Below are 13,704 nucleotides of genomic sequence, written 5' to 3'. Positions count from 1 at the left end.
ATTTTGCGCCGATACGATTTAGCTGTAGCCGGACTTAAATTCAGCCTCAAACGCAGGCTACTTCAGTGCCGCTTTGACCGCCTCGCTTAGGCGCTTGCCGTCCACGCTTGAGCCGAGCGCTTCCTTGGCGGCTTTCATCACGCGCCCCATGTCCTTTGCGCCGCTCGCACCGAGCTGCGCGATTAGCGAGCCAACCTCTGCGGCAAGCTCGGCATCGCTTAGCTGCGCTGGCAGATAGGACGCGATGATCTCGATCTCACCCTGTTCTTTTTGCACCAGATCTTCGCGACCGCCCGCGCGATACTGCTGTACGGAGTCGTTTCGGCGCTTGATCTCGCTTTGAAGTATGCTAAAGACGCGCTCGTCGCTAAGGCTGATGCGCTCGTCCACCTCGACCTGCTTAAGCGCGGCGTTAAGCATCCGCAGGCTGTCTCTGCGGAAGTGATCGCCGCTCTTCATCGCCGTTTTAATGTCTTCTAAAATTTGCTCTCGCACACCCATTTTCTACTCCTTGAGATTAAAATTTCGGCGGTAATTTTAGCAAATTTAAAATTTGGCTTGGGTAAATTTAAGGGGATGAAATTTTAAAATTTTAAAGATTGATCGCGATTTGCGGCTAAGCTTAAAGCTCGCGCGGCTACCCTTTGCGGCAAAAAGCTCACGCATAAAAGGCTCTTGCAAAGCCTAGTAAAATTTAAAAGGCCCCGCGAGAAATAAAATTCCCGCGAGGCAAAGCAGGCGATAAAAGCTCGCGAAAGCTCTATTTAGCGCGTGAGAATATCATTCGCACGATTTGAAGCAAGAAGCACACGCTTCCTACCAAAAAGATCGTATCGCCGATGATGCGCGCCCAGCGAAGCCCGTAGAGGCTGTCTTTTTGCAAAAATTCCGCGCTTCTTGCGTACCACATACCCACGTCGATCGCCGCGAATGCCTGCAAAATTCCGACAGGCAATAGCGAAATCAGCACCATTAGAAGCAGACCCGCGTTAAGCGCCCAAAAGCCGATCTTCATCAGTGTATCGTCAAAGTTTTTGTCTTTGTAAATATACAGCGCCACGAGCCACACGAAGCCGAGCGCCAAAAAGCCGTATACGCCAAATAGCGCCGTATGAGCGTGCACCGCGGTGGTGTTTAAGCCCTGGATGTAAAATAGCGCAAGCGGCGGGTTGATCAAAAAGCCGAAAACGCCCGCGCCCAGCATATTCCAAAACGCCACGGCGATGAAGCAGTAAAGCGGCCATTTTAAACGCTTAGCCCAATCCTGCGCGAATTGAAGCTTGTAGTAATGAAACGCTTCCGAACCCAAAAGCACCAAAGGCACGACTTCAAGCGCCGAAAAGCTCGCACCCACAGCCATTATCGGCGTAGTGGTGCCCGCAAAATAGAGGTGATGGAAGGTGCCAGGAATTCCGCCGATTAGGAAAATCGATGCGCTAGCAATCGAGGTGTAGGTGGCAAATTTCTTGCTTACTAAGCCCAAGGACGCGAATACGAACGCCAAAGACGCCGTCGCGAAAACCTCGAAAAATCCCTCTACCCAAAGGTGCACGACCCACCAGCGCCAATACTCCATCACAGGGATCGGCGAGCGCTGTCCGTAGAATAGCCCTGCGCCGTAAAAAAGCCCCACGGCGATAACCGAAGCGGTAAAGATCGCTAATAAATTCTTATCGCCATCGGCTCTAAAGCCTGCGATAAAGCCGCGAAGCACGAGTACCATCCAGATCACAAGGCCTACGAACAGTATCAGCTGCCAAATTCTACCGAGGTCTAAATACTCATATCCTTGATGTCCGATCCAGAAGCTGCTGCTTGGATCCATCTTGCCCGCAATCGCCATGTATTCGCCCGCGAAGCTGCCGACGACCAAGAAAAGAAGCGCGTAGAAAAGCACGTCCACGCCGAGCTTTTGAAATTTCGGATCCTTGCCGCCGTTGATGATCGGAGCTAGAAACAATCCCGCCGCCAAAAAGCCCGTAGCGATCCAGAAAATGGACGCCTGCACGTGCCAGGTACGAGCTAGCGAGTAAGGGATATATTGCGAAATATCAAGCCCGAAAAAGGACTGACCCTCGATCGTATAGTGCGCAACAAAGCCGCCGATGAAGGCTTGAAATGCAAACAACGCAATCGCTACGAAAAGATATTTGCCAAGCGCCTTTTGCGACGGCGTAAGCGCTAAAGCGGCGATCGGATCGGCGTTAAGCTTCGCAGGAGTCTCGAAATCCTCGTCCTTTTTGCCGTAGAAATTTCCAAACCAAACCAGCAAACCGATGCCGGTAAGCAAAACAACGAGGCTCGCGATAGTCCAAATGACGTTTTCCGTGGTAGGGACATTATCTATCAGCGGCTCGTGCGGCCAGTTATTGGTATAGGTCGCCTCTCCGCTCGGACGATCCGTAGAAACAGCCCAAGCGGTCCAAAATATGAAATCCATAAGCTCGGCACGATGTTGCTCGTTTGCGAGCGTGTTTTCCTTCATCGCGTAATCCTCGCGAAGCTTTTTAAAGCGCGGATCGTTTCCGAAAACGCCCATGTACTCGTCTTTTACGACCGCCATGGCTTTCAAGCGATCATCGCTTAGCTTGACGGTGCCGTCTTTTACGGTGTTGGTGCGGTACTCGGCCTTGGTAAGCGCCTTGATCTGCGCCTTTTGCTCGTCATTTAAGGCGTCAAATTTCACACCGAAATGCTCCTGCGCCTTGATATCCATAAACGCGACCAGCTCCTTATGCAGCCAATCTGCGCTCCAATCAGGCGCCTGATACGCTCCGTGACCCCAGATAGAGCCCACCTGCATACCGCCGATGCTCTGCCAGGCCTCCTGCCCGCGGTAAATGCGCTCGGTACTGATTAGCTCAGCTCCGCTAGCATCGGTAAATTTTACCACTGGCGGAGACTGCCTATACACCTCGCCGCCGTAAAAACCCAAGAAACTAAAGCCCACGATGAGCACCGCTACAAGCGCCATCCAGAGCTTTTTAAATTCTGCCATTTTCACTCCTTTAACTGAAATTAGGAGAGAATTTTACCTATTTAAATTTCGATAAGCATTGAGGCTCGTCAATAAAAAGATAAAATTTATCTGCTTAAGCTGAAATTTATTAAAGTATACTGGAATAAGGTATTTTAGAAAATTTTATATAAAATTTATATCTATAAATCTATTCCTAATCTCAATGTTATCAAGATTTAGATTTAGTTTGTCTTTTAAATACTTTTTCAAATTTACTCGTTCATACTCACTTAACATAGTTAGCGGAATGGCAAAATAATTACTATGAGTACTATCTAATAAAATTAGAACATTTAAATTTATGCTATCTATTCTTCTTAAAATTTTAAGTACACCGAAGCAAAGAAGATTTATCGGATGCAGAGCGTACGATAAAATTAGCAAGAGAAATTTTTTAAACCTAGTTATATTGGCATTGTATTTGCAAGCGTCTTCAATCACGAGTCCAGAAAATTTATAAATAGCGATTTTATCGAAATTAGAAGTCTTTACACTTTTATGTACCGAATATACATCGTTATAATTTTTGCATAAAGAATTATATTCTATTCTATCGGAATAGAAATTTAAAAATTTATGTTTATTAATAAATAAAATTCCCACTAAAAAAGTAACAGCTCCTAAAAATTGATATGCCCAAGCACTTCCTCTGCAGAAAAATAGAAATATAACTAAAAATACAGCTAATATTAAATAACATTCTGTGCTGATTTTAGTCCAATAATCTTTGATCATAAAAAGCGGCATTTCCGATTTATAACTTTGAAATTCCATACGATAATACTCCAAATTTTTAATTCAATACGCCGCTCTTTTCATTGACTCTGCTCTGCATCTTTCACTCCTTTTAAATAGAAATATATTTTGTAAATAAATTCAAATGCAGACATTAATATTGCGGAACTCGAAAGAGAAAAACCGGATTGAAAGAAAAAAATATATCCAAAAATTGAAAATCTACTTTGAAATTCCGGCATAAAATGGCTTGTTCTTATGCTTATATCGCTGCTTGCAAAATATCCGGTATAATAAACCTCAAACATAAAAATACCGAGACCGAACATAAACGGAAGCAACAAAAACGGAAAATCGTTTTCACACTTCTTTTTTGAAAGCAATATAAAATCATCATCATATCTGCAAAAGTAAATATAATAAACCAATGAATATAAGCTAGAAACCGCAAAAATAATAATCCCGTATATCCAACATAATACTAACGTAAAATTCCGAAAGTTGGGTGTATGGGCTAATACTACCGATAATTTCGATATTTGGAAAATAACTTTTCATAAAATTTACGAAATTCAAGCACGCAGGAGAAATATCTAAAATATTTTTAGGAATTATAAAGGCGCTAAGAGAATATAAAAAATATATAAAACATAATTTCGTAAAAAATTTGCCGAATTTTACACGAGTATTTTTTATTCTTATCTTTTTGCTTTCAAAATCTAAATTCTGCAATCTTAACCCCTAAATAAAATGATTACGCATTTTAGCGCCTACAACCTTAAACAAACTATAAAAATTAGCATATTTATGTTTGTGTAATAAACGCAATTCATGCAAGGCTTCCGAAAACGGATTAAAATTTAGATTTGCATCCAAATTTAAAGCGATCCGTCGCTGCTACTTTCTCGGGGTTTAGGAAGCGGCGAAATTTTAGTGTAATACTCCTCCTTGCCGTTGTATGGGCGACTAAATACACCGTCCGGGACGGTGAAGTTGCGCTTGGTTTGCGGATATTCTTTTAAATAGGCATCTAAAAATTTCGCAAAAACGGGCGCAGCGGTACGACCGCCGCCCTCGACCTTTCGCATAGGTTTATAATCGTCGTTGCCATACCAGATTATGATCTGCAAATCCGGCGTAAAGCCGCAAAACCATGCATCTATGCTATCGTTTGAAGTGCCTGTTTTGCCCGCTATGTCGATGCCTTGCACGCGCGCGCGAGTACCGGTGCCGCGCTGCACGATATTTTTTAGCAGCGTAGTCATCAGATACGCCTGTTCAGGGCGCAGCACGCGACGGCGCTCAGGCTCTATAAAGCGAGTTTTGCCGTCCTTATCGGTAATCGAAACGATAAATTTTGATTTTGCAGTAATCCCAAGCCCCGGGAACATCGAATACATCGTGGAGTATTCAAGCGGCGAAATTCCGTAGCTGCCGATAGCCACCGACAGGGCAGGCGGGACATTTTTAAAGCCGAACTCGCCCAGCTTTTTTACCGCGCGATCAACGCCGATAGATTGCATCAAATTGATCGAGGCAAGGTTGCGCGAGCGAGTTAAAGCTTCTTTGATCGTGATGTAGCCGCTGTAAGTCTTGTCGTAATTTTTCGGCTTCCACGTTTTATCGCTGCCATCGTCGAATTCTCTAGCTATATCGGGAACTTCGGTCATCGTCGAGTAGCCCATATCAAGGGCGATTTGATAGACAAAAGGCTTAAAGCTGGAGCCAGTTTGGCGCTGGGATTGGCTGGCGCGATTGAAATTTGATTTCGCGTAATCCACGCCGCCTACTAAGGCTAAAATTTCGCCGTTTTGCGGATGCGTGACGACCATAGCGCCGTTTACGTTGCTTGCATTGGCGTCTTTGTTGCGCTTTAAAATTTCATTGTAGCCGAAAACTAATGCCTCTTGCGCCATCGCCTGCGCCTTTAGATCAAGGCTCGTATCTATGCGGTATCCACCTGTGCGGACATCCGGTAGAATTTTTTCCGCTTCTTTTATGATCTCATCTACGGCATACGGCGCTGCGTTTTGCGTGAGCGTTTCGTTGTAGATCGTAGGCTGCTCGTTCATCGCGAGCTCATATTCGGTCTTATTTATCCAGCCGAGCTCATGCATCCTATAAATCACGTTATTGGCGCGCGAAAGCGACAAATCCAGGTGCTTAGTAGGATCAAAGCTGCTAGGAGCTTTCGGCAAGCCCACTAAAATCGCAATCTCTTTAAGGCTTAAATCTTGCAAATCCTTTTTGAAATATCCCAAAGCCGCCGTGCGGATGCCGTAATATCCGTGCCCGAAATACACTTCGTTGAAGTAACGCTCTAGAATTTGTTCCTTGCTTAGGGCATTTTCTATCTTAAGCGATAGGATCGCTTCTTTGATCTTGCGATCAAGCTTCTTTTCGCTCGAAAGAACTAAATTTCGTGTGATCTGCTGCGTAATCGTAGAAGCCCCTTCGACGAATTTCATCGCTTTGACGTCTTTAATAATCGCCCTAAAAATCGCCTCGACATTCACGCCGCCGTGTTCGAAAAACGCCGTATCCTCGATAGCTACGAGCGCCTCGATCACGCGGCCTGGAATCTCGTCGAATTTTACGTAAATTCTATTTTGTTCATTGAAAACGTTGGCTATCAAATTGCCGTTGCGGTCATAAATTTTAGTCGTAAGCTCGGGATGATAATCTATGATCGAGTCCGATTCCAAGCGGATTTGCGAGTAAAAATACAAAAAAATCCCGCCTGCGGCAAACGCACAAACCGTAATAAAACTAAATAAAACTCTTACCATACAAACCTCTTTAAAATTTCCAGATCAAGCCCCATCGCCGTGAATTTTGACCCACGCGAGTTTTTGATATATTTTTCGTTAAAGCCTTCGATACTCATCGCACCCGCCTTGCCGCGCCAATCACCGCTAGCGATATAGCTTTTTAAATCCGCTTCATTAAATTCCGCAAATTCAAAGCTTGCGACGCTAAGTGCCGAAAGCTCTAGCGCCTTACTGCAAAAAATCATCGCAGTATAAACGGCGCAGCTAGCACCGCTTTGAGCCCGCAGCATCCTTAACGCGTCCGCTTCATCCCGCGCCTTGCCTAAAATTTCGCCGCCGGCAAGCACAGAGCTATCGGCAAACAGCACTCTATCATAATTTTTATAAATTTTAAAAAACTGCACTTTCTTAGCTACGGCAACGCGATAAGCATAGGTGCGTGCATCATCCTTGCTAATGCCGCTTTCATCGAAATTAAAAGGAATTTGCGTAAATTCTATGCCGCTATCCTTTAGAATTTGTGCCCTAGCAGGCGAGCTGGAAGCTAAATAGATCATCAAAACTCGCCCACCGTTACGCCCAAATAAACGCAAATCAGCGTAACTACGATATTTAACGGGATGAAATATTTAACGACGATGATTAAATGCTCATTCGCCTCAAGCTCATCTCCCGCATCCAAAGCTCGCTTCAAAGATGAAATTTTATAATGCATGTAGATAAAATTTAGTAGTATAAAGCCGGCGCCAGCCCATAGCGTCGCAATCGCGCCTTTTACCATAGGATCTGAAAATTTAAAACTTCCGCCGTCCGCAAGAAAAAATCCACTTACGCAAACGATCACCAAAAATAGTGCAAAGAACTGCTCATAGCGTTTCATATATCGTAAAATTTCTGCAAATTTTACATCCTTCGCATCCGCTTGACTTTTACTGCTTAAATTCATAAAAATCCGCGCGATCAAAAATACGCAGATCTGCGCGCAGACCAAAAAAATCACGCTTAAAATGTGAATCAGCGGCAAAATTTGCGAGGCTTTGATGAAGCCGGTATCGATTTCGTTCAAATTTTACCTTTTGCGTAAGAGATCGCCTCTTTGATCGCTTCTTCGATTTTTAGCACGTCCCTACCGCCTGCGGTCGCAAAATCGTCGCGTCCGCCGCCGCCGCCGCCTAAAATTTGCGCCGCGAGCTTAACCCATTCGCCAGCTTTGATCGGCGCGTTTTTAACGCCCGCCGCGATTGAAATTTTGCCGTCGGTGCCTACTTGCATCAGCATTATCGCCGCCTTTTCGTGGCTATTTTTAAACTCATCTATCATAGTTTTTATATCACCGCTTTCGACCGAGGCTACGCAAAGTTTGGTATCACCGACATTTAGAAAAGCCAGTGCATGAGAACTGCTTGCATGCTTGATCTGATCTTTTAGCGATCTGATCTCATCTTTTAATTTCTCAATCGCGCGGAGAGGCTCAATCCCTTTTAGCTCCGCAGAAATTTCAGCAAGCTTAGCGCGATTTTGAAGCGCCAAATTTAAAGCGGCGCGCGAACAAACTGCCTCGATACGCCTAACACCCGCACTTACGCCGCTTTCTTTAACTATAAAAAACGGTCCTATCTCGCTTAAATTATGCACGTGAATTCCGCCGCAAAGCTCCTTACTAATCTCTCCGAAGCTCACGACGCGCACTTTTGAGCCGTATTTTTCGCCAAAAAGCGCGATTGCACCGCTGTTTTTAGAGTCATCTATATCCATAATCTCAGTTTTTGCCGCACAGCCCTTGCAAACGGCATTATTTACAAATTCCTCGATTTTAGCTAGCTCCTCGTCGCTAAGTGCCTTAGGATGCGAGAAGTCAAATCTTAAGCGGTCTGCTTCGACTAAGCTTCCTGCTTGAGCGATATGAGCCCCTAACACCGCACGAAGCGCCGCGTGTAAAAGATGTGTCGCGCTGTGATGGCGTGCAATCTGCTCACGCTCCTCAGAAACCTTAAGCCCGACGATATCGCCAATTTTCAGGTTACGATTAAGGCGCAAGTGGGATAAATTTAGCCCATAAAATTTCTGCGTATCAAACACATCGGCTATGGACTCCACTTCGCCGCTATCGCCCGTTTGACCGCCGCTTTGTGCATAAAACGGAGTGATATCAAACATCGCCCAGCCGATATCGCCGGCTTTGAGCTCATCCACTTCCGCAAAATCCTCGTTAAGTAGCGCTAAAACCTTGCTCGTGCGGCTAAGCTCTTCATAACCGCTAAATTTATTCTCACCAAATTTCTCTAGCAGCGCCTTGAAATCGCCACGGACGTTTTTATCGCCACTGCCCTTCCATGCGGCTTTAGCTATCTGCCTTTGCTCGCTCATAAGCGCATCAAATTTAGCTTCATCCACACGCAAATTTTTCTCGCGCAGCATATCGGCGGTTAGATCGAGCGGAAAGCCGTAGGTATCGTATAGCTTAAACGCGACCTCGCCGCTAAAAATTTCTTTAGTGTGCTTAAGCTCCTCGTTAAAAAGCTCGATACCGTTTGCAAGAGTGGCGAAAAATCGCTCCTCTTCGAGCTTGATCTGCTCCTTTACGGCTTGCTTTTTCTCGTTCAGATAGGCATAGTGCCCGCCCATCAGCTCGCATACTTTATCCACGAGGCGATACATAAAGGGCTCTTTTATACCGAGCAAATAGCCGTGGCGAACGGCACGGCGCAGAATTCTACGCAAAACATATCCCCTGCCTTCGCGATTAAAATTTGTTCCCTGCGCTAGCAAAAACGTAACCGAGCGGATATGATCGGCGATGACGCGGTAGCTCGCGCCGCCTTCATAAATGTAAGGTTTGCCGCAAAGCTTTGCAACCTCGTCAATTAGCGGCATAAAAAGCGAGCTATCGTAGTTGCTAAATTTGCCCTCTTTGATCGCCGTGACGCGCTCAAGCCCCATGCCCGTGTCGATGCTAGGCTTTGGAAGCGGGCTAAGCTTGCCGTCTTTGCTGCGCTCGTACTGCATGAAAACTAAATTCCAAATCTCTAAAAAGCGGTCGCCGTCGCCGCCCATATAATCCTCGCTTCCGTGAAAATGCTCCTCGCCCTGATCGTAAAAAATTTCGCTGCACGGCCCGCACGGTCCGGTATCGCCCATCGCCCAAAAATTATCGTGATCGCCGAAGCGATATATGCGCTCCTGTGCTATGTGGCGCGCCCAGAACTCGTAAGCTTCGTCGTCCTTTTCGTGCACGGTAACGTAGAGTTTGTCTTTGGGAAGCTTTAAAATTTCAGTGATAAACTCCCACGCATAGGCGATCGCCTGCTCTTTGAAATACTCGCCGAAGCTGAAATTTCCAAGCATCTCAAAAAACGTATGGTGGCGCGCGGTATAGCCGACGTTGTCTAGGTCGTTATGCTTGCCGCCGGCGCGGATGCAGGTCTGACAGCTCGTGCGGATAGGTGGGATCGGGCGCGGAACGGCTCCGGTGAATATGCTTTTAAACGGCACCATGCCCGCGTTGGTAAAAAGCAAGCTGTCGTCATCGGGCACTAGCGGCGCGCTAGGAACGATCTGATGCCCCTTACTTGCAAAGAAATTTAAATATTCGCTTCTAATATCCATGATTTGTCCTATTTCAAGTTAAATTTTAAAGGCGCATTTTAGCCAAATTAGATTTTAAAAACTATAAAATTTTAACCATTCTTAGTTATAATGGCGCGAAAGATTAAATTTAGGGCATAACGATGAAAAAAAAGATAGCGATCATAGGCATGGACGAGCTTGGTCAAAAGCACTTCAGCGAGCTAAGAAGGAGCGATTATTTCGAGCTTGTAGCGCTTTATCATAAGGGTAGCAGTGAAAATTTCGGCCCGCGCTATCCGATCTTTGATAATCTAACCGATCTTTTTAACGTCGCCAAGCCCGATGCCGTAGTCATCACGGCTCCCCCGCCATCGCATAAAGAGCTGATTTTAAAATGCCTGCCGTTTACCAAAAATATCTTTGTAGAATCTCCGCTCGCACAAAGCCTAGCCGAAGCCAGAGAGATAAACTACGCAGTCACTACTAACGGCACGCGCCTAGCCGTAGGCTACTCCGACCGCTACAATCCTGTCATCGTATCCTTGCTACGCGAGCTTGCCAAGGGGGATAAAATTTTTTCGATGAGCTTCGTAAGCGGTTTTGCAAACGATGATAGAGCAGATATCGTAGCCAATGCCCTTTTTAGAGATATTGATCTTGTGCGGCTGCTTTCTCACAGCGAGATAGCTTGCATAGAACTTAGCAAAAATATCTCTAAAGAGCGCACTCTAGCCGCATGCGCGACGCTTCACACAAAAAGCGGCTGCTATTGCACGCTAATGCAGTCCAATCTCTATCCGATCAGACGCCACGGTATCGAGATTTGCACCGACAGCGGCGTGTATTTCGGCGATCTAATCTCAATAACTCTTTTTAAAATTACGCCTGACGGGCGCGTAAATCTGCGCGTCGATCGCGACGATTTTTCGCTACGCCGCGAACACGAAGCGTTTTGCGCGATGTGCGACAGCAGTACTAACGCAGGTCTTGCAAGCGTAGAGGATGCGATAAAAATCAGAGAAATCATCTCATGAAAAAAGCCCTAATTTTACTCAACATGGGCGGTCCGAACAATCTGAGTGAGGTTGAAGTTTTTTTAAAAAATATGTTTAACGACCCCTTTATTTTAGGCATTAAAAGTGATTTTTGGCGAAGCGTTTTAGCCGCGCTCATCGTAAAAAGCAGAACCGCATCGGCGCGTAGCAACTACGAAAAACTGGGCGGACGCTCGCCTATATGCTCCATCACCGAGGCACTTTGCGAGCGAGTAAATGAACTAGCGCGAGCCGAATTAGGCGCGGGGTTAAAATTTGAAGGCACGGCGGATGCAAGCGCTGCAAATGAGCCGCCGCAAGAGATTTCATTGCAGAGCAAACCGTCGCAAGACGTCCCGACGCATGGCGAGTTGCCACAAAACGAGGTGCCGCAGGATGAAAAACCGATAGACGAGCTAATTTGCGATTATGCGATGAATTACACGCCGCCTTTTGCGGAGGATGTGTTTAAAAAATATGCGGATTTTGACGAGATAATTTTGATGCCTTTGTATCCGCACTTCTCAAAAACTACGGTGCAATCGAGCCTGTGCTCTGCCGAGACGGCACTTAAACGGCTCGGTATAAAAAATTATAGAATCATCGACATTTTCTACGACAGCGCCGCTTACAACGAAATTTTACTAAATTTAATCGCGAGCTGCATCGCAAAATTTAGCGCGGATGAAATTTCGCAAATTTCGCTCATATTTTCCGCGCATTCGCTGCCGGTAAAAATGATCACCGCGGGCGATCCTTACGAGGCGCAGGTAGAGGCGCACGTGGAGATTTTAAAAGATCTGCTGGCTGCGCGCGGGATTAAATTTAAAGAGATCATTTTGGCGTATCAATCGCGCCTTGGCCCCGTGAAGTGGCTAGAGCCCAATATCGCGGACGTTTTACGGGATCTGCAGAGCAAAAAAGCGCTCATATTTCCGATCGCGTTTTGCGTAGATAATTCCGAGACCGATTTTGAGCTGGATATTTTTTATCGAGCTCGAGCGCGCGAGCTGGGTTATGAATACTACGAAGTGTGCAAATGCCCAAACTCCCGCGAGGATTTTGCAAAATTTATACTCGCACAAGCGCTGTAAATTTAGAGATTAAATTTAATTATTTCGCAGCGAGTTGCCTAGCCGATTACTGCTTTTGATTTTCCGCTTCCTTACTAAATAAGTTTCTTTTATATTCTTTATAGTCGTTAGTTAGCCTCTCGACTTCCTCTTTAGATATATGGAAGTTGGGATTTTTTATATTTCTTTCATCTGCCGTAAATTCTATCACGCGAACTTTTTTCCGCTCTACCGCAAATAGTATATACTCTTTGATATTTTTAAAGGTAGCGTTCTTGTCGGAACAATGTTTTTGTAAAAAAGCAAGTTCGAACCTAGCTTTAGTTGCTTTCTTATAATATTCGCTTTCTATATCATACCTATATTCTTTATAGCATTTATCATCATACATTCTTTTTAAAAATTCATCGTTTGGGATTCCGCCTATATCATATTGCAAAAGTAGATCTATCATAGCTCCGGGCTCGGGCACGTCTAACAGATCGCCATATACCGATTTATAAAGCCTAAACTCCTCTACTCCATATCTTTTATGGGTATTCTTTATGTTTCTATAGCTCGGTATCTCCTCTAGTTTATTTGAAACGGAGACCTCTCCCATATTGAAAGTGGAGTAGGTATACGGTCTATAACCACTCTCTAGCACCATTTTCATTATATCGTACATATTGTTTCTAACTAGGTGGCTGATAAAATAATATGGCTCGCCTCCACCGCTAAAAAGAACCTCTTTCGTGCGGTAATGTATGATCGGAGTAGCGTTTTCGTCAAAGCTTACAGAATCTATCCAATTTTCGACATCTCTAATGCCGTAGGTTTCTTGCACTATCTCTACTTCGTCAAACTTAACTCCGCTATCTAGTAAAAGCCTAACCGACTTAGTGGCGTTATTTTCCATAGCGTATGCCATAGGAGATAGCTCGTAATTATCTTTCTTATGAGGATCGGCACCCATCTCTATCAGCTTTTTTGCTGTCTTTTCGTCATCGTAAAAGCTAGCGTACATCAAAGGGGTAACGCCGAAATGAAGAGGGGTATCTACGCTTATATTATTATCCTGCATAAATTTTAAAATTTTATCCGTATCTTTTGATTTTAAACTCCTGCGTAAAAGTTCCATCGTGGGGTTATCTCTAACCTCCTCTTCGTCTATATCCCAATATCTATAGCCAACTGCGTTTATCTCCTTTTGTGTTACGTATTTAGCTAGCTCGGAGTTAGGATCTACTTTGGTATTTGCAGTGACGGTATAGTGATGGGAGGTTGATTTAAATCTGCCGGTCTGAACTTTGAGCGCCAAGGCAAAAAGACCTATAAAAACAACTATATAAAATATACCTTTAAAGATGTTTTTTATGATTTTAAGCAAGGTCTTCAAAAAGGTCTTCAAATTTGATCCTTTAGCCTTAAAACACTAGCCTGTAAAGAGCTTTAGCTTTTAAGCAAAACCTAAAGCGACAACTCGTTTATTCCCCCGAAAGTGCCGCGATTATATAACGATGAGG

Annotated in this window: 10 protein-coding genes; 2 read left to right on the top strand and 8 right to left on the bottom strand. The window is 44.8% G+C overall.

Features of this window, described 5'->3' with window-relative positions; translation table 11 throughout:
- Positions 1–57: 57 nt before the first annotated feature.
- The 7 genes from Q0135_RS04615 to alaS form a co-directional block, all read right to left on the bottom strand.
- Entirely contained in the window at positions 58–501 is a 444-nt protein-coding gene (locus Q0135_RS04615) for a GatB/YqeY domain-containing protein (RefSeq protein WP_297962632.1), read from the bottom strand.
- A 259-nt stretch (positions 502–760) separates the two neighbouring features.
- Complete coding sequence (locus tag Q0135_RS04610) at positions 761–2,998, bottom strand: nitric-oxide reductase large subunit (RefSeq protein ID WP_297988661.1); 2,238 nt, start codon at positions 2,996–2,998, stop codon at positions 761–763.
- 144 nt (positions 2,999–3,142) lie between these two features.
- On the bottom strand, positions 3,143–3,793 hold the full coding sequence (locus tag Q0135_RS04605; protein WP_297988660.1) for a hypothetical protein: 651 nt from the start codon (positions 3,791–3,793) through the stop codon (positions 3,143–3,145).
- 839 nt (positions 3,794–4,632) lie between these two features.
- Positions 4,633–6,543 carry a transglycosylase domain-containing protein gene (locus Q0135_RS04600; protein WP_297988659.1) on the bottom strand — a complete coding sequence of 637 codons (1,911 nt, stop codon included), beginning with the start codon at positions 6,541–6,543 and terminating at the stop codon, positions 4,633–4,635.
- Positions 6,537–7,082 carry a septum formation inhibitor Maf gene (gene maf / locus Q0135_RS04595; RefSeq protein WP_297988658.1) on the bottom strand — a complete coding sequence of 182 codons (546 nt, stop codon included), beginning with the start codon at positions 7,080–7,082 and terminating at the stop codon, positions 6,537–6,539. The genes Q0135_RS04600 and maf overlap by 7 nt, the downstream gene beginning before the upstream one ends.
- Positions 7,082–7,591, bottom strand: a complete 510-nt coding sequence (locus Q0135_RS04590) for a hypothetical protein (protein ID WP_177386618.1) — start codon at positions 7,589–7,591, stop codon at positions 7,082–7,084. Before Q0135_RS04590 ends, maf begins: the two co-directional genes overlap by 1 nt.
- Positions 7,588–10,131 carry an alanine--tRNA ligase gene (alaS, locus tag Q0135_RS04585; RefSeq protein ID WP_297988656.1) on the bottom strand — a complete coding sequence of 848 codons (2,544 nt, stop codon included), beginning with the start codon at positions 10,129–10,131 and terminating at the stop codon, positions 7,588–7,590. Before alaS ends, Q0135_RS04590 begins: the two co-directional genes overlap by 4 nt.
- 122 nt (positions 10,132–10,253) lie before the next feature.
- On the opposite strand from alaS, the gene Q0135_RS04580 reads away from it, so the two are divergent.
- Together Q0135_RS04580 and hemH are read left to right on the top strand one after the other, a co-directional pair.
- Positions 10,254–11,126, top strand: coding sequence for a Gfo/Idh/MocA family oxidoreductase (locus Q0135_RS04580; RefSeq protein ID WP_291936661.1), 873 nt, complete (start codon positions 10,254–10,256; stop codon positions 11,124–11,126).
- The gene (hemH, locus tag Q0135_RS04575) at positions 11,123–12,220 is read left to right on the top strand and encodes a ferrochelatase (protein ID WP_297988654.1); all 1,098 of its coding nucleotides are present in this window, start codon (positions 11,123–11,125) and stop codon (positions 12,218–12,220) included. The genes Q0135_RS04580 and hemH overlap by 4 nt, the downstream gene beginning before the upstream one ends.
- A gap of 46 nt (positions 12,221–12,266) precedes the next feature.
- Here hemH and Q0135_RS04570 read toward each other — a convergent pair whose 3' ends face one another.
- On the bottom strand, positions 12,267–13,589 hold the full coding sequence (locus Q0135_RS04570) for an ankyrin repeat domain-containing protein (protein WP_297988652.1): 1,323 nt from the start codon (positions 13,587–13,589) through the stop codon (positions 12,267–12,269).
- Positions 13,590–13,704: the final 115 nt, after the last annotated feature.

The organism is uncultured Campylobacter sp. (assembly GCF_937981295.1).
Taxonomy (GTDB): domain Bacteria; phylum Campylobacterota; class Campylobacteria; order Campylobacterales; family Campylobacteraceae; genus Campylobacter_B.
This window is presented reverse-complemented; position numbering and strand designations above follow the sequence as displayed.

Excerpts from the sequence above, each read along its gene's own strand:
- Q0135_RS04615 (WP_297962632.1), bottom strand. The coding sequence starts at position 501 with ATGGGTGTGCGAGAGCAAATTTTAGAAGACATTAAAACGGCGATGAAG.
- Q0135_RS04610 (WP_297988661.1), bottom strand. The coding sequence starts at position 2,998 with ATGGCAGAATTTAAAAAGCTCTGGATGGCGCTTGTAGCGGTGCTCATC.
- Q0135_RS04605 (WP_297988660.1), bottom strand. The coding sequence starts at position 3,793 with ATGGAATTTCAAAGTTATAAATCGGAAATGCCGCTTTTTATGATCAAA.
- Q0135_RS04600 (WP_297988659.1), bottom strand. The coding sequence starts at position 6,543 with ATGGTAAGAGTTTTATTTAGTTTTATTACGGTTTGTGCGTTTGCCGCA.
- maf (WP_297988658.1), bottom strand. The coding sequence starts at position 7,082 with ATGATCTATTTAGCTTCCAGCTCGCCTGCTAGGGCACAAATTCTAAAG.
- alaS (WP_297988656.1), bottom strand. The coding sequence starts at position 10,131 with ATGGATATTAGAAGCGAATATTTAAATTTCTTTGCAAGTAAGGGGCAT.
- Q0135_RS04580 (WP_291936661.1), top strand. The coding sequence starts at position 10,254 with ATGAAAAAAAAGATAGCGATCATAGGCATGGACGAGCTTGGTCAAAAG.
- hemH (WP_297988654.1), top strand. The coding sequence starts at position 11,123 with ATGAAAAAAGCCCTAATTTTACTCAACATGGGCGGTCCGAACAATCTG.